The organism is Microbacterium sp. BWT-B31, assembly GCF_041379855.1.
Classification (GTDB): Bacteria; Actinomycetota; Actinomycetes; order Actinomycetales; family Microbacteriaceae; genus Microbacterium.
Window position 1 is genome coordinate 96,791 of sequence record NZ_JBFECU010000006.1, and the last position, 21,197, is coordinate 117,987.

At 69.8% G+C, this 21,197-nt stretch carries 19 protein-coding genes; 9 read left to right on the forward strand and 10 right to left on the reverse strand.

Annotated elements, in window-relative coordinates:
* Positions 1-2: 2 nt before the first annotated feature.
* Complete coding sequence (locus AB1K54_RS08340; RefSeq protein ID WP_371202288.1) at positions 3-674, reverse strand: phosphatase PAP2 family protein; 672 nt, start codon at positions 672-674, stop codon at positions 3-5.
* Positions 675-733: 59 nt separating this feature from the next.
* Here AB1K54_RS08340 and AB1K54_RS08345 point away from each other — a divergent pair, with 59 nt between their 5' ends.
* Complete coding sequence (locus AB1K54_RS08345; RefSeq protein WP_371202289.1) at positions 734-1,225, forward strand: nitroreductase family deazaflavin-dependent oxidoreductase; 492 nt, start codon at positions 734-736, stop codon at positions 1,223-1,225.
* Between the two features lie 16 nt (positions 1,226-1,241).
* Here the strand turns inward: AB1K54_RS08345 and AB1K54_RS08350 are convergent, their stop codons facing one another.
* Entirely contained in the window at positions 1,242-2,678 is a 1,437-nt protein-coding gene (locus AB1K54_RS08350) for a serine hydrolase domain-containing protein (RefSeq protein ID WP_371202290.1), read from the reverse strand.
* 28 nt (positions 2,679-2,706) lie between these two features.
* Positions 2,707-4,047: a multidrug effflux MFS transporter gene (locus tag AB1K54_RS08355; RefSeq protein ID WP_371202291.1), complete on the reverse strand. Its 1,341-nt coding sequence runs from the start codon at positions 4,045-4,047 to the stop codon at positions 2,707-2,709.
* Between the two features lie 234 nt (positions 4,048-4,281).
* On the opposite strand from AB1K54_RS08355, the gene AB1K54_RS08360 reads away from it, so the two are divergent.
* Together AB1K54_RS08360 and AB1K54_RS08365 are read left to right on the forward strand one after the other, a co-directional pair.
* The gene (locus AB1K54_RS08360) at positions 4,282-5,001 is read left to right on the forward strand and encodes a DUF3105 domain-containing protein (protein WP_371202292.1); all 720 of its coding nucleotides are present in this window, start codon (positions 4,282-4,284) and stop codon (positions 4,999-5,001) included.
* Complete coding sequence (locus tag AB1K54_RS08365) at positions 4,998-5,669, forward strand: DUF305 domain-containing protein (protein ID WP_371202293.1); 672 nt, start codon at positions 4,998-5,000, stop codon at positions 5,667-5,669. Before AB1K54_RS08360 ends, AB1K54_RS08365 begins: the two co-directional genes overlap by 4 nt.
* Here AB1K54_RS08365 and AB1K54_RS08370 read toward each other — a convergent pair.
* The 4 genes from AB1K54_RS08370 to AB1K54_RS08385 form a co-directional block, all read right to left on the reverse strand.
* Complete coding sequence (locus tag AB1K54_RS08370) at positions 5,646-8,174, reverse strand: HAD-IC family P-type ATPase (RefSeq protein WP_371202294.1); 2,529 nt, start codon at positions 8,172-8,174, stop codon at positions 5,646-5,648. The two genes, AB1K54_RS08365 and AB1K54_RS08370, sit on opposite strands and share 24 nt — an antisense overlap.
* A 71-nt stretch (positions 8,175-8,245) precedes the next feature.
* On the reverse strand, positions 8,246-9,217 hold the full coding sequence (locus AB1K54_RS08375; protein ID WP_371202295.1) for a carbohydrate ABC transporter permease: 972 nt from the start codon (positions 9,215-9,217) through the stop codon (positions 8,246-8,248).
* Entirely contained in the window at positions 9,217-10,350 is a 1,134-nt protein-coding gene (locus AB1K54_RS08380; RefSeq protein WP_371202296.1) for a carbohydrate ABC transporter permease, read from the reverse strand. The genes AB1K54_RS08375 and AB1K54_RS08380 overlap by 1 nt, the downstream gene beginning before the upstream one ends.
* Positions 10,351-10,453: 103 nt before the next feature.
* On the reverse strand, positions 10,454-11,779 hold the full coding sequence (locus AB1K54_RS08385) for an ABC transporter substrate-binding protein (RefSeq protein ID WP_371202297.1): 1,326 nt from the start codon (positions 11,777-11,779) through the stop codon (positions 10,454-10,456).
* A 256-nt stretch (positions 11,780-12,035) separates the two neighbouring features.
* Between AB1K54_RS08385 and AB1K54_RS08390 the strand changes: the two genes are divergently transcribed.
* Complete coding sequence (locus AB1K54_RS08390) at positions 12,036-13,085, forward strand: LacI family DNA-binding transcriptional regulator (protein ID WP_371202298.1); 1,050 nt, start codon at positions 12,036-12,038, stop codon at positions 13,083-13,085.
* A gap of 51 nt (positions 13,086-13,136) precedes the next feature.
* On the opposite strand, the gene rplL is transcribed toward AB1K54_RS08390, so the two are convergent.
* From rplL to AB1K54_RS08405, 3 genes are all read right to left on the reverse strand, one after another.
* A complete protein-coding gene (gene rplL / locus AB1K54_RS08395) occupies positions 13,137-13,526 on the reverse strand; it encodes a 50S ribosomal protein L7/L12 (RefSeq protein WP_179522734.1) in 390 nt (129 codons plus the stop codon).
* An 80-nt stretch (positions 13,527-13,606) separates the two neighbouring features.
* Entirely contained in the window at positions 13,607-14,122 is a 516-nt protein-coding gene (rplJ, locus tag AB1K54_RS08400; RefSeq protein WP_371202299.1) for a 50S ribosomal protein L10, read from the reverse strand.
* A gap of 422 nt (positions 14,123-14,544) precedes the next feature.
* A complete protein-coding gene (locus AB1K54_RS08405) occupies positions 14,545-15,528 on the reverse strand; it encodes a hypothetical protein (protein WP_371202300.1) in 984 nt (327 codons plus the stop codon).
* 779 nt (positions 15,529-16,307) lie between these two features.
* On the opposite strand from AB1K54_RS08405, the gene AB1K54_RS08410 reads away from it, so the two are divergent.
* From AB1K54_RS08410 to AB1K54_RS08430, 5 genes are all read left to right on the forward strand, one after another.
* The gene (locus AB1K54_RS08410; RefSeq protein WP_371202301.1) at positions 16,308-16,967 is read left to right on the forward strand and encodes a YqaJ viral recombinase family protein; all 660 of its coding nucleotides are present in this window, start codon (positions 16,308-16,310) and stop codon (positions 16,965-16,967) included.
* Positions 16,968-17,112: 145 nt separating this feature from the next.
* The gene (gene fdhA / locus AB1K54_RS08415; RefSeq protein WP_371202302.1) at positions 17,113-18,333 is read left to right on the forward strand and encodes a formaldehyde dehydrogenase, glutathione-independent; all 1,221 of its coding nucleotides are present in this window, start codon (positions 17,113-17,115) and stop codon (positions 18,331-18,333) included.
* Positions 18,334-18,394: 61 nt separating this feature from the next.
* Positions 18,395-18,793 (forward strand): heme-binding protein, encoded by a 399-nt coding sequence (locus AB1K54_RS08420; protein ID WP_371202303.1) that lies wholly within the window; start codon positions 18,395-18,397, stop codon positions 18,791-18,793.
* 191 nt (positions 18,794-18,984) lie between these two features.
* Entirely contained in the window at positions 18,985-20,721 is a 1,737-nt protein-coding gene (locus tag AB1K54_RS08425; RefSeq protein WP_371202304.1) for an MDR family MFS transporter, read from the forward strand.
* Positions 20,721-21,185, forward strand: coding sequence for a MarR family winged helix-turn-helix transcriptional regulator (locus AB1K54_RS08430; RefSeq protein WP_371202305.1), 465 nt, complete (start codon positions 20,721-20,723; stop codon positions 21,183-21,185). Before AB1K54_RS08425 ends, AB1K54_RS08430 begins: the two co-directional genes overlap by 1 nt.
* Positions 21,186-21,197: the final 12 nt, after the last annotated feature.

The window sequence follows — 21,197 nt, forward strand, 5'->3', positions numbered from 1 at the left end:
CGTCAGAGCCGGACGGAGAACGATACGGGCAGTGCTCTCTCCCGTGCGATGGGCACCCAGAACGCCGCCGCCACGATGAGCGCCACGCCACTGCCGACCAGCACACCGCCGAGCGTGTCGCTCAGCCAGTGCGCGTGCAGATACGTGCGGCTGAAGGCCATCATCAGCACCCACGCGCCTGCGACGATCGCGACCCACACCCGCGGGAACAGCACCACGGCGGCCACCGCGATGGTCGCCGCGTTCGCGACGTGCCCGGACGGATACGACCCCTCGTCGCTGACGACGAGCATGTCCTCCGGGCGCACGCGCTCGAACACGTGCTTGAGCACCTGCACCACGATCACCGACGCGAGCTCTGCGGCGAGGAAGTACACCGCCGACCAGAGCCGCTTGATGCCGATGAGGGCGCCCGCGGCGAGGATCGGCAACGCGAACGAGGCGAACCACCCGCCGCCGAGCCAGTTCATCACGCGCGCGAGACCGCCCAGGAACGGCAGCCACCACTGCGCGACGAGCTGGTCCCACCAGCTGTCGACCGTGAACGGCAGGTCGCCGCGCGACATGATCCACGCGCCGAAGAGGTAGCCCGATGCCACCAGCACCAGCCCGCCGAGGCCGACGATGAGCGCGCGGGATGCCGCGGCATCCGCTCGTGCGTCTGTGGGCCCCATCGCCCTATTGTGCCCGTCGCCGCGCGCACCGCGACCTCAGAACATGACACGATGACCGGATGCCCCGTGTCGTCGATGTGGTGCGGGCGGCGATCGCGCCGCTGACCCGCACGAGCGTGTTCCGCCGATTCCTCGGCCCCGCGCTGCTGCCCCCGGCGGAATGGCTCGTGTCGAAGCTCTCGCGCGGCCGCGTGCAGATCAGCGCCCTGCTCGTGCCGTCGCTCGTGCTGCACACGATCGGCGCGAAGTCGGGCCAGCCGCGCGACGCGCCGCTCATGTACACGCCCGACGGCAACGGGTGCGCGATCGTCGCCGGCACGAACTTCGCGGGGGCGAAGCACCCGGCGTGGACGGCGAACCTGCTGGCGCACCCGGATGCCGCCATCACCGTCCGCGGGCGCCGCATGCCCGTTCGCGCCAGCGTCGTGCCCGACGACGAGCGCGACGCCGTGTGGGCGCGCATCGAGGCGCAGTGGCCGGGGTACCGCAACTACGAGCGGGAGTCGGGACGCACGGTGCGGCTGTTCCGGCTGAGGCCGCTCGCGCGCTGACCGCACGGCCGCGAGTTCAGCGCAGGGGCCGCGGCGCCGCGAGCCTCAGCAACTGCGCCGGGTCGTTCGACAGCGGCGTCGTGCGCCAGCGCGCGGTGAGCGTGCCCGCAGCCAGGTCGAGCGTGAGGTGCAGCCGGTGCGGCGCCTCGAGGAACGCCACATCGAGCCGCAGGCGATCGGATGCCTCGAACCCGCCGCTCACCGCGATCTCGGGCACTCCCCCGGCGACGCGCCAGCCGTCGCCGGGCGCGAACGGCGCCGACACCGCGCCGCGGGTGCCCGACAGCTCGAGTCGCCACTGGCCGGCGTCGCGCCTCACCCGTGCGCGCAGGTTCGACTCGGCATCGGCGAAGGCCGCGTCGGTCCATCCCTCGCTCGGCGTCGCCTCACCCTCGACCCGCAGCGGCGGCAGCTCGGCCGATGCCAGGCGCGCCGCGAGCGCTGCGTCTGCCGCAGCGGTGCCGGGCCCCGCGAGCGCCGGCAGCAGGTGCCGCCACACGTGATCGAGCGTGCCCTGCATGTCGCCGGTCTCGCTCTGGAGCGCCACGACGACGCCTGACTCGGGCAGCACGAGGCAGAACTGGCCGAAGGCGCCGTCGCCGCGGAACCCGTGCCGCGACACCCAGTGCTGGAAGCCGTAGCCGAGCTCGGAGTCCGACACGCCCGTCGGCTCGCCTTTGAGGGTGGCGACCTGTGCCGAGGTCGCCGCCTCGACCCACTCGCGCGACAGCACGCGGCGGCCGTTCCACTCGCCGCCCGACAGCAGCAGCTGCCCGAGGCGGGCGATCGTGTCGGTCGTGACGAAGGCTCCGGCGTAGCCGATCGCGCGACCCTTGGGGTACTCCTGCCATGACATCGGGTCGGTCGCCCCGATCGGCCCGAGCACGCCCCCGCGCAGCACTTCGATGAGGCCCGTGCCGCGCAGGCGCTGGACGATCGCGGCAAGCGTGTAGGTGTTCGGCTGGCTGTACGCGAACAGCGTGCCCGGCTCGGCGTCGGGCGGCTGCAGCAGGAACCCGCGCACAGGTTCAGCGGGGTCGGCCCGGAAGGCTTCGTCAATCATCTCGTCGCGGTGACCTGCGGCCATCGCCGCGACGTGGCGCACCAGCACGCGCCGCGAGCGCTCGTCGGTGATGTCGTCGGCCCACTCGGGGAAGTACGAGATGACGGGCGCATCGAGATCGATCTCGCCGGCGTCGACCAGCAGCCCCGCGGCGGCCGCGGCGAAGCTCTTGCTCAGCGAATACACCAGCTGCGGGCGCGCTGCCGAGTACGGCGCCCACGATCCGCGCGCGATCACGCGCCCGTGCCGCAGGATCACCAGGCAGTGCGGCTGCTGGGCCGGGTCGGACTCGAGCGCGTCGACGAGGGCGAGGATGCCCGCGGCATCCGCCCCCTCGGCCGACGGCGTCGAGACGGGCAGTGCGGTGTCGAGATCGGCGTCGATGGTCACCCGGCCAACGTACCCGGCTCCGCCGACATCAGGGGTTGAGCTGCGCGACCGTGCGCGGGCGCACGATCAGCCACAGCGCCAGCACGCCGATCACGGCGCATCCGACCATCACCGACGCCATGGTGGTCGCCGTGATGCCGGCGCTGCCGGCGATCCAGCCGACGACCGGCGAGATGACGCCCGCGACGCCGAAGTTGGTCGCGCCGATGATCGACTGCGCGGTGCCGGCCGCCTTGCCGTGCCGGTCGAGCGCGAGCACCTGCACGCACGGGAACGTGAACCCGCACGCGGTCATGAAGACGAACAGCGGAACGATCGTGCCCCACATGCCCAGGCCCAGCTGGTCGGTCAGGATGATCGTCGCGGAGGCGAGCACCAGCACTCCGGTCGAGATCGCCAGCACCCACTGCGGGCCGTACCGCGCGGCCAGGCGCGACGCCGCCTGCACGCCCACCACGACGCCGAGCGAGTTGACGGCGAACAGGAGGCCGTACTGCTGCGGGTCGAACCCGTAGTCCTGCTGGAAGAGGAACGACGAGCTCGACAGGTACGAGAACAGGCCCGAGAAGGTCATGCCGCCGATGATGAGCACGCCGATGAACACGCGGTCGGTGAAGACGCTCCGATAGCGCTGCCACACGGTCGTCGCGCCGCGCTCGTGGCGCCGGGCAGGCGGAAGCGTCTCAGGGATGAAGAACAAGCCCGACACCAGCATCACCGCGCCGTAGACGGCGAGCACCAGGAACACGCCTCGCCACGGCATCACCAGCAGCAGCGCCGAGCCCACCAGCGGCGCGAGCACGGGCGCGACGCCCGACACGAGCGCGAGGCGTGAGAGCATCACCACGAGCCTGCGCCCGCCGAACAGGTCGCGCACGATCGCGGCGGCGACCACGCCGCCCGCCGCAGCGCCTGCGCCCATCAGCACACGCGCGACCGTCAGCAGCTCGAGCGTCGGGGCGATCGAGGCAGCGAGGCTCGCCAGCACGTGCAGCGCCGTGACCGTCAGCAGCGGGACGCGCCGGCCCACCTTGTCGCTGAGCGGACCCACGATCAGCTGCCCGAGCGCGAATCCGATCATCGTGCCGGTCAGCGTGAGCTGCACCGCGGCCGCCGTCGTGTCGAAGTCGGCCTCGAGCACCGGGAACGCGGGCAGGTACAGGTCGATGGTGAACGGCCCCAGCGCCGTCAGTGCGCCGAGCAGGATGACATAGAGCAGCCGCCGGCGCGACGGGAGCGAGTCCCCGGGGTGCAGCACGATCGGCGCGGTCGCGGGGTTCGACCCGAGGGTGCGGATCGCGTCGGTGCGCGGGCCGCGCGAGCCGGCGGAGGAGGGCTTCTGAACGGGAATCGATGCGGTGTCGAGCACGTCTGCACAATCGGAGCGGGGCGGGGTGAGGAGGGGGGCGCCTGGGGCGCCGCGTCGGCAGAGCAACCGGGAGTCGATGGCGAGGAAACGGCCGAATCGATTCGGCACCCAAGTCTAATGGATATCCCAGTTTGGCCCCGTCCGCGGCATCTAGGCTGTCTTGGAGGCCGCGCGCGGCCCGAGTCATCCGACATCCACCGCCCGCCGAGGCACCCGAGCCGAGATCACGCACATATGACCCCGACGCCCCCGCACCCCGCCGAGAAGCGCACCAGCGGAAACCCCGCGACGCAATCCGAGATCAACCAGACCATCAAGCAGCAGCGCGAGCAGAAGCGCCAGGAGAAGCTGGCCGAGTACCAGCGCCAGATCGCCAAGCGGCGCCGCGGCAAGGTCGTGTGGTGGACGGTGGGCGCGACCGTCGCCGTCGGTCTCGTCGTCGCGATCGCCGCCTCGATCGTGTTCGCGCCGGCCCCGCCCGCCCAGTACACGGCCGGAGGCGAAGGCGTCGAGATCGAGGGCGTCGAGACCTTCACCAACCCGACGCAGCACGTCGAGGGCACCGTCGACTACCCGCAGAGCCCGCCGGCCGGAGGCCCGCACAACCCCGCGTGGCTGAACTGCGGCATCTACTCCGAACCGCAGGTCGACGAGAACGCCGTCCACTCCCTCGAGCACGGCGCCGTGTGGGTCACCTACGACGCCGCCGCCCTCGACGCCGACCAGCTCGCGTCTCTCAAGCAGAAGCTCCCCTCGAGCTACGTCATCCTGTCGCCGTACGAGGGTCTGGACTCGTCCATCGTGCTGAGCGCGTGGAACCACCAGCTGAAGCTCGACTCGGCCGACGACGCGCGCATCGGCCAGTTCTTCGAGGAGTACTGGCGCAGCCAGGACACCCCCGAGCCCAACGCCGCCTGCACGGGCGCGATCGACGGGCCCGGCAAGCAGTCATGACCGACCAGGAGCGCCCCTCTCGCATGCCGCGGTGGGTGGTGCCGGTCCTGATCGCACTGGCCATCGCCGCGCTCGCGTTCGCGGTCGGGCGCTTCTCGACCTTCGGCAGCGGCTCGGCGGCCAGCGCGACCCCGACGAACGACTCCGCCGAGGCGGGCTTTGCGCGCGACATGCAGGTGCACCACGCGCAGGCCGTCGAGATGGCGATGGAGATCTACCGCAAGACCGACGACGACATCGTCCGCATGCTGTCATACGACATCGCCACCGGCCAGTCCGCGCAGCGCGGGCAGATGTACCAGTGGCTGGTGCAGTGGGGGCTGCCGCAGGCCGGCGGACCCGCGATGGCGTGGATGACCGGCACGGGCGAGCACTCCGGGCACGGCGGCGCGGCCACGCCGATGAGCGACGCCGAGGCGCGCGAGGCGATGGGCATGGCGACGGATGCCGAGCTCTCCGAGCTCGGTGCCGCCTCGGGCACCGAAGCCGACTGCCTGTTCCTCTCGCTCATGATCAGCCACCACGAGGGCGCCATCCCGATGGCCGAGGCCGTGCTCGAGCTCGGCTCCGAACCCGGCGTGCTCACCATGGCGCAGAGCATGAAGGACACCCAGACGGCGGAGATCGACGCGATGGAGTCCTCGTCAGCGCGCCTCGGGTGCTCCTGACGAGGTGAGGACGCCTGCCGGCACGCGAGCTGCCTGCTCGACGAGCTGCCGGCGCACGTAGACCTGCTGCACGGCGCGGATGATCCCGATCAGCACGATCCCGATCCCGCACAGCCACGCGATCAGCACGAGCGACTCGGGCCGCGGGATGACCAGCTCGAAGAACCACACGGTGATCGGGAACACGAAGGCCAGCACGAACGCGCCCGCCATGGCGACGATGATCCCGACCTTGATCCACGTCAGCGGGAACGAGATCAGCGTGAGCACCCACAGCCCGAGCACCGCGACGATGATCGTCGAACCGGTGCGGACCTCCTCGACGGGAATCCCCCACTCCTCGCCGACGACCCGGGCCTGCACCGTGAGCGCGAGTCCGACCACGATTCCCGACGGGATCGCGAAGCTCAGCGATCGCGGGAGGAATCCGGGGATGTACCGGCGGGCGTTGGGCAGCAGCGCGAGGAAGAACGCCGGAATGCCGATCGTGATGCCGTCGGTCAGCGACAGCTGCCTGGGCAGGAACGGGATCTGCATGATCAGGATGCCGAACAGGATCGCGATCGTCGTGGCGTAGGCGGTCTTCGTGAGAAACACCATCGACACGCGTTCGATGTTCGCGATCACCTTGCGGCCCTCGTCGACGACGGCGGGCAGGTGCGAGAACCGCCCGTCGAGCAGCACCAGGCGCGCGACCGCCTTCGTCGCGGGCGCGCCGGAGTTCATGGCGATGCCGATGTCGGCCTGCTTGATCGCGAGCGCGTCGTTGACGCCGTCGCCGGTCATCGCCACGACGTGCCCACGGCTCTGCAGGGCGATCACCATGCCCTTCTTCTGCTCGGGTGTGACGCGGCCGAACACGGTCTGGGTCTCGAGGATCTCGGCGAGCTCGTCGGGGTCCTCGGGAAGCTCCCGGGCGTCGTATCCCTCCCCCGCCGGCATCCCCAGACGCTCGGCGATCGCGGCCACCGTCACCGGATGGTCGCCGGAGATCACCTTCACGGCGACGCCCTGGCGCGCGAAATAGGCGAGCGTCTCGGCCGCGTCCGGACGCACCTGCTCGCTGAGCGTGATGAGGGCGACCGGATGCAGCCGCCCGGGGAGCCGCTGCCCCTTCACGGTGTCATCGTCAAGAGCGGTGGCGGAGTGCGCGAGCACGAGAGCGCGCCGGCCCGTCGACGCCAGCTCGCGCACGGCATCCGACAGCGACGCCTCGCCCTCGTCGGCACAGGGGCCCTCCCACGGGACCGAGACCTTCGACGCGTCGGGAAACACCAGTGCGGGCGCGCCGAGCACCCACGCCCCGTCGGCGTGCGGGGCCGCGAACGACACCGCCCACCACTTGCGAGCCGACGAGAAGGGGACCTCGCGCTCGGCGAGGCGGGGCTCGTCGAGGGGGAACGCCGTCGTGAGCGCCTTGGCGGTGGCGTTGGCCTCGGGCGCGGTGCCGAACCACGCCAGCGCCTGACGCCAGCCCGGCGCGCCGGAGGTGTCGAGCGGGTGGACGGCGTCGAACGCGATGTCGCCCATCGTGAGCGTCCCGGTCTTGTCGAGGCACACGACATCGACGCGCGCGAGACCCTCGACGGCGGGAAGCTCCTGCACGAGCACCTTGTCGCGGGCGAGCCGCGCGGCGCCCACCGCGAACGCGATGCTCGTCAGCAGCACGAGCCCGAGCGGGATCATCGCCGTGATCACAGCGACCGAGTCGACCGCGGCCTGCTGCCACGTGCCGTCCGAGAGGGCCTTGCGCCACCCGCCCTGCACCTGCACCTGCGCGTTCGTCACGAGCAGCGCGATCGGCCCGATGCCCCATGCGACCCACCCGAGCACCTTGTTGACGCCGCGACGCAGCTCGGATCGCATGAGCGAGAACTTCTTGGCCTCTCCGGCGAACGCGTTGGCGTAGGCATCCGCCCCCACCCGGATGACCCGCGCGCGCGACCGTCCGCCGACGACCGCCGAGCCGGACAGCAGCTCGTCGCCGTCATGCTTGTCGATCGGGTCGGACTCGCCCGTGAGCATCGACTCGTCGACCTGCAGCGCGTCGGGCGCGAGGGCGGTGGCATCGGCGGGCACCTGGTCGCCGCTGCGGAGGATCAGGATGTCGTCGAGCACGACCTGCGCGGAGAGCAGCTCGGCCTCGGCGCCGTCGCGCAGCACCCTCGCGCGCGGCGCGTTCAGCAGCGCGAGCCGGTCGAGCGCGAGCTTCGAGCGGATCTCCTGGTAGCAGCCGATCAGGGCGTTGAAGATCGCCGCGATGCCGAACAGCGCGTCCTGCCAGCGCCCCAGGAACAGCAGCACCGCGAAGCACGCCAGCACGATGCCGTTGAACAGGGTGAACACGTTCGCGCGCACGATGTGCCACCACGTGCGGCTGGTGTCGGCTTCGAACGCGTTGGTGCGTCCGTCGGCGACGCGCTCGGCCACCTCGGCCGCGCGCAGGCCCACGTCGGGATCGACGGATGCCGCGGCCGACGCGGGGACTGCGGGCGAGGCATCCATGCGTTCACCGTAGCGGTCGCGGTCGACGCCCGCGGGGTCTGCGCACGCAGCCCCGGCGGCCTGCCGGTGCGCTATCCCTTCGTGCTGCCCGCGAGAAGCCCGCGCACGAAGAACCGCTGCAGCGCGATGAACACGACCAGCGGAACGATCATCGCGATGAAGGCGCCGGCCGTCAGGAGGTGCCAGTCCTGCCCGCGGCTTCCGGTCATCTCGGCGAGCAGCTTCGTGATCGGCGCGACGTTGCCGTCGGCGAAGATGAGCGCGACGAGCAGGTCGTTCCACACCCACAGGAACTGGAAGATCGCCACCGACGCGATCGCCGGCGCCGTCAGCGGCAGGATCAGCCGCAGGAAGATCTGCCCGTGCCCGGCGCCGTCGACGCGTGCCGCCTCGATCACCTCGCGCGGGATCTCAGAGACGAACGTGTGCAGCAGGTAGATCGCCAGCGGCAGGCCGAAGACCGTGTGCGCGATCCACACCTGCGCGTAGCCGGCCGAGCCGAACGCCTCGATCACGGGGAACCCGAAGATCGTCCCCTGCGAGAACAACTGCAGCAGCGGCACCAGCGCCATCTGGATCGGCACGATCTGCAGTGCGAACACCCCGATGAACAGGATGTTCTTGCCGCGGAAGTCGACCCACGCGAACGCGTAGGCCGCGAGCAGCCCGATGCACACCGGGATGATGGTCGCCGGGATCGTGATCGCGAACGAGTTGACGAACGCGCCCGCCATGGTGAGCTGACCGTTGCCGGCCTGGAGCGCCGTCGTGTAGTTCTCGAGCGTCCATCCCCAGTTCTGGAAGACCGTCCACCAGCCGGTGGTCAGGATCAGCTCCTGCGGGCGGAACGAGGTGACCAGCAGGCCGAAGGTCGGGATCGTCCACAGGACCGCGATCACCAGGGCGGCAAGCGTCGCCCACGGCGAGGACAGCTTGCGCTTGGTGTCGCCCAGCTGGATCTTGTCCGCCTTGCGCGCTCCGCGGGTGAGCTCCTTGCGGGCTTCCTCGTCGAGCGGCAGGTCCGCCGGCATCACGGAGCTCATCAGTGGGCCTCCCGCTGCTTCTTGAGTTGGATCGCGTTGTAGATCACGATCGGCGTCACCAGGATGAACAGGATCACCGCGAAGGCCGCCGACCTTCCCGCCTCGAAGTTCTTGAACTGCGTGTACATCTCGTTGGCGACGACCGAGGTGCTGTTGGCGCCGGCCGTCATCGTGCGAACGATGTCGAAGACCTTCAGCGAGGCGATCGAGATCGTCGTCAGCACCACGATGAGGGCGGGGCGGATGCCGGGCACCACGACGTTGATGAACTTCTGCCACGCGTTCGTGCCGTCGAGCTCGGCCGCCTCCAACTGCTCGGTGGGCACGCCCTTGATCGCCGCCGAGAGGAACACCATGGCGAATCCGGTCTGGATCCAGATCAGCACGACGATCAGGAACAGCGTGTTCCACGGGTCGACCGCGAGGAAGTTCAGCGGCGTGCCGCCGAACCACACGATCACCTGGTTGAGGAATCCGATCTGGTTCGCCCCCTCGGGGCGCACCGTGTACATGAAGCGCCAGATGATGGATGCCCCGACGAACGAGATCGCCATCGGAGTGAACACCAGGATCTTGTAGTACTTCTCGCCGCGGGACTTGTCGATGAAGTACGCGTACGCCAGACCGGCGATGGTCGAGACGACCGGCGCGATCAGCACCCAGATGATGGTGTTGACGATGATGCGCACGTTCGCCGGGTTCGTGAAGATCCACGCGAAGTTGTCCAAGCCCACGAACGCGGTGCCGCGCGAGTTCATGAAGGACTGGAAGAGGGTCTGGATGCTGGGCACGATGAGCCCCACGATCAGCATGCCGAGCGCCGGAGTGAGAAACCCCACGAGCACGAAGAGCGATCCCGCTCCCCCGCGGGCGCGCTGATCGATGAAGAAGAACACGATGCCCAGCACTGCCGCGGCGATCATCGCCTCGACCCACGACTGCAGGATGAGCAGAACGAGGGCAGGTCCGATCACGCAGGCGACCAGCCGCAGGATCGTGTAGAGGCGCCCCGGCCGGGGGGCGATCTCGATGAAGAACAGCACGACGGCGATCGCGGCGAGGAACACGCCGAGGATCACGACGATCTCGAGCCACGGATTGAGTGTGCTCAGCCACTGCAGGAAGTCGGCCATGGAATCCCTCCGAATGCTACGTCGAACTCGAGTCGTGGAGTCGCTGACCCCAAGGTATGGAACGGGGCCGCCTCATGGGAAGAGGCGGCCCCGTTCGATTCGGTCAGCTCGACGGCCAGCCGGACTCGATCTGCTCGAGCACGGTCTCGGTCGGGGTGCCGTTCACCCAGTCGCGCATGCCCTGCCAGAACGTGCCCGCGCCCACGGCCGACGGCATCAGGTCGGATGCGTCGAAGCGGAACGTGGTGTCGTCGCTCTGGAGGATGCCGATGGCCTCCTTCAGGATGTTGCTCGAGGCGTTCGCCGGGTCCAGGCCCTTGTTGGCGCTGATCACGCCGCCGAGGCTCACACGGCTGTTGGCCCAGTCGGCGCTCGAGAGGTACTCGAGCACCTTCACGGTCGCCTCGTCGTCGCTGAACGCGCCGACGATCTCGCCGCCGCCGGTCACGACGTCGCCGCCGTTCTCGCCGCCGAAGCCGGGCATCAGGAACGCCCAGATGTCGCCGTCCTCCGCGACGGTGCCGCCGGCGTCCGTGATGAAGCCGTCGAAGAACGACGCCTGGTGGTGCAGCGTGCACTCCTTCGACACGAGCGGGGTCGCGGCATCCCCGAAGGGCGTCGTCACGATGGTGTCGGTGCCGCCGAAGCCCGCGTTGACGAACCTGGGGTCGAGCAGGATCTTGCCCACCTCATCGAACGCCGACCTGATCGCCGGGTCGGTGAAGGGGATCTCGTTGGCGACCCACTGGTCGTAGACCTCGGTGCCGGACTGGCGCAGGACGACGTCCTCGATCCAGTCGGTGCCGGGCCATCCGGTCGCAGCGTCAGAGCCGAACCCGACGCACCACGGCGGGTTGCCGGTCTCGGACTGGATCTGCGTGGTCAGGTCGAGCAGGCCGTCCCACGTCGTGGGGATCTCCCAGCCGTGCTCTTCGAAGGTGGCCGGCGAGTACCAGATCCAGCCCTTGACGCTCGCCATCAGCGGCGCACCGTACAGCGTGCCGTCGACGGTGCCGTACTTGGCCCAGTCCTCGCTCCAGTTGTCTTCGACGTTCTTCTGGACGCCTGCGGGAGCAGGCTTGAGGAAGTCCCGCTTGGCCAGGTCTGCCAGCAGGCCCGGCTGCGGGAAGATCGCGATGTCGGGGGCCGTGCCGCCCTGTGCGCGCACGGCGATCTGGGCCTCGAACTCCTTCGACGATTCGTACTGGATGTCGATGTCGTTCTCTTCTTCCCAGTCGGCCCAGGACTCCTCGAGGAGTTCGGCCTCGGTGTCGGCGATCGTGCCGTAGACGGTCACGACGTTGTCGCCGGTCTGGTCGCCCCCGCCGCCGCCTGAGCCGGGTCCGCCGGTGCAGCCGGCGAGCGCGATTCCCGCAACCCCTGCTGCGGCGACCGAGATGAGGAGTCGGCCTCGTCTCTGTGTGTTCATTCGTCCTCCTCTTCGAGACTGCACAGGATGCTGCGATCCCGCGAACTTGATGCACAAGGAATCGGGAACCGATTCCAGGTTCACGCTAGGGGATGCGCCACCTCTGCACAATCACACCGGGTCACAACTCGGGAAACTCGCATTCCTGGGTGGACCGGGCACCGGTCTCTGGTGCAGGATGATGTGGAATCGGTTCCAGGCGAATGCGCCTAGCGCCGCGGCAGCGAAGCCGTGCGCACGCAAGGAGGTGCCCCGAGTGAGTGGTATCGCCGAGGTCGCGCGCCGTGCGGGCGTGTCGAAGTCGACCGCGAGCCGGGCGCTGACGGGCGCGGGCTATGTCTCGGACGAGACCCGCCGCCGCGTGCAGCAGGCGGCGGCGGATCTCGGCTACCGCCCGTCGACGAGCGCGGTGGGGCTCGCGACGGGCCGCACCCGCAGCATCGGGGTGCTGCTGCCCTACGTGAACCGGTGGTTCTTCGCCGAGGCGCTCGAGGGCGTGCAGGAGGCACTGCATGAGCGCGGCCTCGATCTCACCCTGTACGCCGCCCGGCCGGACACGGCCACGCGGCGCCACGTGTTCCGGCAGTTCCTGACGCGCAAGGGGTTCGACGGGCTGATCGCAATCGGTCTCGAGCCGCAGGACGGCGAGGTCGAGCGCCTGCTGGCGATGAGGATCCCCGTGGTGGGCGTGGTCGGCACGAGCGACGCGATCAGCGTCGTCGCCATCGACGACGAGCATGCGTCTCGCCGGGCGACCGAGCTGTTGGTCGACCTCGGCCACCGCGACATCGTGTTCCTCGGCGGCGGCGCCTCGGCGGCGCATGTCGACAGGCTGCGCATGTCCGGCTACTCCGCGTCGATGACGGATGCCGCGCTCACCGGGCACATCCGCTTCGTGCCGTCCGACGTGACGCTTCCTGGCGGTTACGCCGCCGCCGTCGACCTGCTCGGCGATGCCCGGCGCCGCCCGACCGCGATCGTGGCGGTGTGCGACGAGGTGGCCATCGGCGCGATCATCGCCGCGCGCAGGCTCGGCATCCGCGTGCCCAGCGAATTGAGCGTCGTCGGCATCGACGACCACGAGTACGCCGCGATGTTCTCGCTCACGACGCTGCGCCAGGTGCCGCGCGAGCAGGGCGCTGCCGCCGTCGAGCTGCTGCAGCGCCACCTGCACGACCGGGAGATGGCGCCGACAGCCGTGCGCCTGCAGGCGACGCTCGTGATGCGCTCCTCGACGGCGCCGCCGCTGTCGGCGGAGTCGACCGTCCAGATCGACATGCGCGAAAGACCGGCGTGGTCGCAATGACGAAGGCCCCCGGCGCAAGCCGGGGGCCTTCGTGAGGCGTGAGACGCTGAATTACTTCAGGGTCACCGTGGCGCCGGCCTCCTCGAGGGCAGCCTTCGCCTTGTCGGCGGTCTCCTTGTTGGCGCCCTCCAGGACAGCCTTGGGGGCACCGTCAACGACGGCCTTGGCCTCGCCGAGGCCGAGCGAGGTGAGCTCGCGGACGACCTTGATGACCTGGATCTTCTTGTCACCGGCGGCCTCGAGGACGACGTCGAACGAGTCCTTCTCCTCGGCCTCTTCGGCGGGGGCGCCACCGGCGGGGGCGCCGGCAGCGGCCACGGCCACGGGGGCGGCGGCGGTGACGTCGAAGGTCTCCTCGAACGCCTTGACGAACTCAGAGAGCTCGATGAGCGTGAGCTCCTTGAACGCGTCGAGCAGCTCCTCAGTGCTGAGCTTTGCCATGATGTATCTCCTTGATTGTGTCTCGATACGGCCGCTGCGCGGCCTACTCGACAACCGGTTGTGGTTTTAGCCGGGCCCCGTCAGGCCGCGGACTCCTGCTTCTCGCGCAGCGCGTCGACCGTGCGGACGGCCTTCGACGGAAGCGCATTGAAGACGTACGCCGCCTTGGTCATCGTCGCCTTCATCGCACCGGCGAGCTTCGCCAGCAGGACTTCACGGCTCTCGAGATCGGCGAGCTTGTTGACCTCATCCGCGCTCAGGGGGTTTCCGTCGAAGAAACCGCCCTTGATCACGAGAAGAGGGTGTGCCTTGGCGAAGGCACGCAGACCCTTCGCGACGGCGACCGGGTCACCGTGCACGAAAGCGACGGCCGACGGACCCTTGAGGTCGTCGTCCAGCGCCGTGATCCCCGCGTTGTTCGCGGCGATCTTGGTCAGCGTGTTCTTCACCACGGCGTATTCCGCGTCCTGACGGATGCTGTTGCGCAGCTCCTTGAGCTGCTTCACCGTCAGACCGCGGTACTCGGTCAGCAGAACGGCAGTCGAGTTCTCGAAATTCTTCGTGAGCTCGGCGACCGATGCTTCCTTCTGCGCCATGGCCACTCCTTGTGTGAACGAGACGCTCCGCGGTGGCGGGGCGTCGGCCGAGGCATCCGTTCATCAGATCCTCGCCCGCAATGAAAAAAGCTCCGGCGCAAGCGCACGGAGCTTCATGCTGGAGAACCAGCGAAATTCGTGACACCTGCGCGGGCCCCTGCATTGCAGAGCTTCGACCAACGTGCACGCACGTCGATGACCGGCGGTCTTCGGCTTGTTCCAGTCTACGGGATGCCCCGCCCTCGCCCAAATCCGGCGCCCCGCCGTCTCCCCACCCCCGTCGAGTACGCGGTTTCTCGCCGAGACCGCACATTCTCGACGCCGACAACGGGGTCATTCGGCGAGACACCGCGTACTCGAGTGCGCGGTGCGACCGAGCACGCCGGCGCCGAGACGCACGGGCGACGAGGGCGGACCTCCCCTCACGAAAGCCGGATGCCGAATGCCGCCAGCCGGCGACCCAACGCGTCCGCAGTCGCGATGTCCTTCTCTTCGACGCGCACGAGGCGCTTCTGGGTCGTGCCGCGGATCCAGTCCTCGCGCCGCTTCTCATCGAGGATCACCTGCTCGACCGACCGGCCAGAACGCAGCTTCTCGTCCTGGTACTTGCCCACCCCGTCGATCTCCAGCAGGACAGCGGCATCCTCCAGTTCGAGATCCACACGCCAACGCTCGCCTCGCGGACCGAGCACCGCGACCTGCAGTCCGATGCGCTCGAACCCGAGTCTCATCAACTGCAGCCGCGCGACGCTCTCGGCGGGCGACTCCGAGCGGCCGTCCGCGAAGAGGATCACCTCGATCGCCTGCCGCACGCCCCGGCTCCCCGCCCCGCGGGCCGCGCGCTCGAGCATGCGCGCCCGCCAGTCATCGGCGAGGTCCACGTCATACGCCCCGTCGATGAACGCGATCTGGCGCAGCGCGGCATCCGCCACCGCCACCGCAGCCTCGAAGCCGAGCGTGCGCGCGAGATCGAAGACCGTGCGCTCGAGGGTCGTCGTGCGGATCCCGAGGCGTGTCGTCACGTCCTCGGGCGGCAATGCGTCTGAGTGCCGGACGAGCCCCGCTCGGCTGGAGACATGCTTGCCGTCCGGGATCGTGACGTGCACCGCGGCGGGCGAGTGGCGGTACAGCGGCAGGTTCCAGACCACCCCGGCGGACTCGTGGGATGCCACGGCATCGCCGCCGCGCATCTCGGCGAATGCCGCCTGAACCTCGACGCGATGACGCGACTCGGGCCACAGCGCGTCCCAGTCCGCGCCGAGGACGTACCTGTTGCGCTGCACCCGCCGCAGCGTGCCCTCAGCGAGGCCCTTCGCGATCTCCCGCTCCTTCCAGCGGTTTCGCTCGAGCGACTCCCTCGTGAGGAGGAGGTCGCGGGCCTGTCCGAGTGAGATGTGGCGCGGCATCCGAGCAGACTCGCATCTGTGTCGGCCGTCTCGCCCGGTTCCCCGCGAACTGTGGATCATCCGCGAGGCTCCCCGCATGCGGCCGCCCCTGTGGAGGAAGGGATGCCACGCCCCCCCCGGCCACGTCAGCGCGCGGTTCGCACGTGCGTACCCCTGCCCGCCGAACAGCGTCGACAACGCGGTTTCTCGCCGAGACCGCACGGTGTCGACGCAGACAACGGGGTCGCTCGGCGAGACCGCGGTTACTCGACGGATCGGCGCCGCGACGCCATCGAGGACGCGCACCCGCGACCGGCGCGGTCATTCGCCGACGCAGGCACCCGCTCGACCGGAGTGGGGTGGTACCCCACTCGGCGTCGACAACGCGGTTTCTCGCCGAGACCGCACGGCGTCGACGAAAACAACGGGGTCGCTCGGCGAGACCGCGGTTACTCGACGGGTCGGCGGATGCCACCACCCGCGACGCCATCGAGGACGCGCGCCCGCGGCGACATCGAGGGCGCGCACCCGCGGCGCGGGGCGACCGCGACGACGGGCGCCGGAGGGCTCAGCCGCGCGGCTGCGAACCGCGGCCGTGACCGCGCGCGGCTCGGCGGGCGCCATGGCGCGCTCCCCAGCGGCGGCGCGGGTCGCTCGGCGACCCTCGCGAGCGGCGCGGGTCGCTCGGCGACCCTTGCGAGGCGCGGTGCGACGTTTCGATGGCGATGGATCGCTCCCGCCGGGCCCAGTCCCAGCGCGCCGCATCGGCTGCTGTCCCCGGCCCGGGCTAGTCTCGAACGGTGACACCTGAGCTCTCGGCCCGCATCGTCGCGGACTCCCGCGATCGGGTCGCGTGGGTGCGTGCGCGCTCGCGCGGGATCACAGCGACGGATGCCGCGACCCTGACATCCGAGCGGGCGATCGCGCGCGCCGCCGACGCCAAGCTCATGGGCTCGGGCTTCTCGGGCAACGCGTTCACGGCCCACGGCCGCCAGCGCGAACCCGAGATCGCCCGGTGGGTGGCCGCGACGCACGGCATCCAGCCCTCGTCCGCGCTGTTTCACGCGGTCGTCGAGCGGCGGCACCTGGCAACCCCCGACGGCGTCGCGGTGGATGCGTCCGGGCGCGTGACCCTCGCCGAGATCAAGACGACGAACAAGGCCTGGCGCAGCATCCCCCGTTCCTATCTTCGGCAGGTGTGGTGGCAGCAGCACGTGCTCGGGGCCGAGCGCACGCTCGTGGCGTGGGAGCAGCACGACGACTTCGTGCCCATCGACGACGAGCCGCGCTGCGCGTGGGTCGAGCGCGACGAGGCCGAGATCGCGAAACTGGTGCGCCTGGCGACCGCGCTGATCGACGAACTGCATCGCAGACACCTCGCCGGCACGGCACGGCACGACCGCATGCCTCAGCCCGTCCCCCCGCGTGAGCCGTACCGCGCGCTCGCCCTCTCCGACTGACGCGCTCCGGCTCGGCCACCCCGCGCACGACCCCCATTGCGGCGGTCACCGGGAAGGGAAAGGCTGAGGACGAGGCGCATCCACGCGCCCCGATTCGGCGATGCGGCCAGGCATCGGACGACCTCGGCCGCGAGGAAGGACGAGCATGGCTGCCAACAGGGCCGTGGCCTACAAGGGCCCGGGTGTCGTGGAGGTCGTCGACACGGACTATCCCGAGTTCGAGCTGAAGGACGGGCCGGGGGTGAACCCCGCGAACGTCGGGCGCAAGGTGCCGCACGGTGCGATCCTGCGTACGGTGTCGACGAACATCTGCGGGTCGGACCAGCACATGGTGCGCGGGCGCACCACCGCGCCCGCCGGGCTCATCCTCGGGCACGAGATCACCGGCGAGGTCGTCGAGACGGGCCCCGACGTCGAGTTCGTCAAGGTCGGCGACATCGTCTCGGTGCCGTTCAACATCGCGTGCGGACGCTGCCGCAACTGCAAGGAGGGCAAGACCGGGATCTGCCTCAACGTCAACCCCGACCGCCCCGGAAGCGCGTACGGGTATGTCGACATGGGCGGGTGGGTGGGCGGGCAGGCCGAGTACGTGCTGGTGCCCTACGCCGACTGGAACCTGCTCGTGTTTCCCGATCGCGACCAGGCGCTCGAGAAGATCCTCGACCTCACGATGCTCTCCGACATCTTCCCGACCGGCTTCCACGGCGCGTACACCGCGGGCGTGCGGCCGGGCTCGACGGTCTACATCGCGGGAGCGGGACCGGTCGGGCTTGCCGCGGCGGTGGGCGCGCAGCTGCTCGGTGCGGCCGTGGTCATCGTGGGAGACCTCAACGAGGAGCGCCTCGCGCAGGCGCGCTCGTTCGGCTGTGAGACGGTCGACGTGGCCAAGGGTGATCCGAAGGAGCAGATCGCGCAGCTGCTGGGCGTGCCCGAGGTGGACTGCGCGGTCGACGCGGTCGGTTTCGAAGCCCGCGGTCACGGCGCGGATGCCTCCCACGAGGCCCCCGCGACGGTGCTGAACTCGCTCATGGACCTCACCGCCGCCGGCGGCGCCCTCGGCATCCCGGGTCTGTACGTCACGGGTGACCCGGGCGGCATCGACGAGGCCGCGAAGGTCGGATCCCTGTCACTGCGGCTCGGGCTCGGCTGGGCGAAGTCGCTGGCGTTCACGACGGGCCAGTGCCCCGTGATGCGCTACAACCGCCAGCTCATGATGGCGATCCTGTACGACAAGGTGCAGATCGCCAAGGCGGTCAACGCCACCCCGATCCCCCTCGAGGACGCTCCGCAGGGCTACGCCGAGTTCGACCACGGCGCCGCACGCAAGTACGTCCTCAACCCGAACGGCTACATCAAGACCGCATGACGCGGGAACTGCGGATGCCGCGACCCGCGGCATCCGTCATCCATCCACGAAAGGAACACCCATGTCTGTGAACCTCGAAGACGCCCGCCGCGTCATCGCCGCCGCCGAGAAGCGCGCCGACGAGATCGGCCAGCCCATGAACATCGCCGTCGTGGACTCAGGAGGCAACCTCGTCGCCCACGTGCGCCAGGACGGCGCGTGGATCGGCAGCGTCAACATCTCGATCAACAAGGCGTGGACGTCGAAGGCGTTCGACATCTCGACGAAGGACCTCGGCGACAACGCGCAGCCGAACCAGCAGTTCTACGGAATCCACGCCACCAACGGCGGCAAGGTCGCGATCTTCGCCGGGGGCGTCCCCCTCTCGCGGGACGGCAAGGTGGTGGGCGCGGTCGGCGTGAGCGGCGGGTCGGGCGAGCAGGACCAGACCGTCGCCGAAGCGGGGGCAGCCGCGTTCTGACCCGGTGACCGCCAGCTCTCTGGGGCGGAGCCACAGCCGACGAGCATCGGTCGCGTCGCGACGTCAGTCGATGGTTGATTCACTGCAACCATCGGTGTATAGTTGACACATTGCAACAGTTGACCAAGTTCAACTTGTGCTTGCCGCAACGCATCCACGCGCTCCTGGCTCCCGTTCCCAGAAGGATACTCATGGCTTCGCACACCCCTGCCACCGGTTCGGTCGCCACGACCGAACAGCGTCAGCACCGCCGTGTTCTGCAGGCGCTCTCGGGCCTTCTGCTCGGCATGTTCGTGTCGATGCTGGCCTCGACCGTCGTGTCGACCTCGCTGCCGGTCATCGTCCATGACCTCGGCGGAAACCAGGCGGCGTTCACGTGGGTGGTCACCGCCACCCTGCTCACCACGGCGATCTCCACCCCGATCTGGGGCAAGCTCGCCGACCTGTTCAACCGCAAGCTGCTCATCCAGCTCGCGATCGTGATCTTCGTGCTGGCCACCGCCGCGGCCGGGTTCTCGCAGGACCCGGGAATGATGATCGCCTTCCGCGCCGTGCAGGGCGTCGGCGCGGGCGGCCTGGCCGCCCTCAGCCAGGTCATCATGGCCGACATCATCAGCCCGCGCGAACGCGGTCGCTACATGGGCCTGTTCGGCGCCGTGATGGCCCTCGCGACCGTCGGCGGGCCTCTCCTCGGCGGCTTCATCACCGACTCCCTCGACTGGCGCTGGAACTTCTACATCGCGATCCCGTTCGCCATCGCAGCGCTCGTGCTGCTGCAGCGCACTCTGCACCTGCCGGCACGCCCGAAGACGAAGGCCCGCATCGACTACGTCGGCATCGTCCTGCTCTCGACCGCCGTGTCGCTCGTGCTCATCTGGGTGACCAACGCCGGCAAGGACTACGACTGGTGGAGCACCCAGACGATCCTCATGGTCGGCGGTGCGCTGCTGGCCGCCGTGCTGTTCGTGGTCGTCGAGCTGCGCTCGAAGGAGCCGCTGATCCCCCTCACGATGTTCCGCGACCGCACGTTCACCCTCGCGGTCCTCGCGTCGATCTCGATCGGCATCGCGATGTTCGGCACCTCGGTGTTCCTCAGCCAGTACATGCAGATGGCGCGCGGCGCGACCCCGACCGAGGCCGGCCTCATGACCATCCCGATGATCGGGGGCCTGCTGATCGCGTCGATCGTGATCGGGGGCCTGGTCACCCGGCACGGGCACTGGAAGCCGTACCTCATCGTCGGCGGCGTGCTGCTGATCGCCGGCTCGTACCTGCTGTCGACGATCCACTACGACACGAACTTCGTGCTCGTCTCGGTGTTCATGTTCCTGCTCGGCGCCGGCGTCGGCATGACGATGCAGAACCTCGTGCTGATCGTGCAGAACACCGCCAGGCCCAGTGAGATCGGCGTGGCCAGCTCCGGCGTCACGTTCTTCCGCAGCCTCGGCGGCACCGTGGGCGTCTCGGTCATGGGCGCGGCGCTGGCCGGCTCCGCCACCGACCTCGTCGCCGAGCGCAAGGCCGACATCGGCGCCGCGATCATGTCGCTCGGCGACAAGGGCGCCGCAGTGGCCGAGCAGCTGCAGTCGGGCGCGATCCCGAACGTCGCGCAGCTGCCCGAGGCCGTCCGGGTGATCTTCGAGGACATCTACGCACAGGCGATCGCGCACTCGTTCCTCATCGCCGTGCCGCTGGCGGTCGTGAGCCTCATCGCGATCGTCTTCCTGCCGAACAAGCCGCTCACGCGGATGACCACGAGCGAGCGCATCACGGCCAGCGAGGCCGACCTCGCGACCGTGTCGACCGCTGAGGGCATGGATGCCCTGGTGTCCGCCGGTGCGACGACGGATGCCGCATCCCGCGGGGCATCGGGCACGGCCGGAACACCCGACGACGCGGCGGGCGAGGCATCCGCCGACCCTCGCTGATGTCTGAGCGCACCGAAGCGGTGCGGGCCCTCGAAGCGGAGTTCGGCGAGCTGACAGGCCGGCTGCAACGGCTTCTCGCCGACAACGCCGCCCGCGTGAGCCCCGGAATGCTGCCTGCCGCGTACAAGGTCTTCACCACGATCGTGCACCACGAGAGCGTGACGCAGTCGGCGCTGGCCGAACTGCTGATCGCCGACAAGGGCCAGATCTCGCGAACGGTGCGCGAGCTCGAGCACCTCGGCCTGATCGCGCGGACGCCCGACCCCCGCGACGGCCGCTCGAGCAGGCTCGCACCGACCTCGTTCGGACTCGAACGGCTCGCAGCGGCACGTGCCCCACGCGAGAACCCGCTGGTCGAGTCCCTCGGCCGGTGGCCGATCGACGACGTGCGCTATCTCACCCGGCTGCTGCACGCCCTGAGCACCGGCACCCTGCCGCAGCCCCCCTCGCACCCCGACTCGTAGCACCCGCGTAAC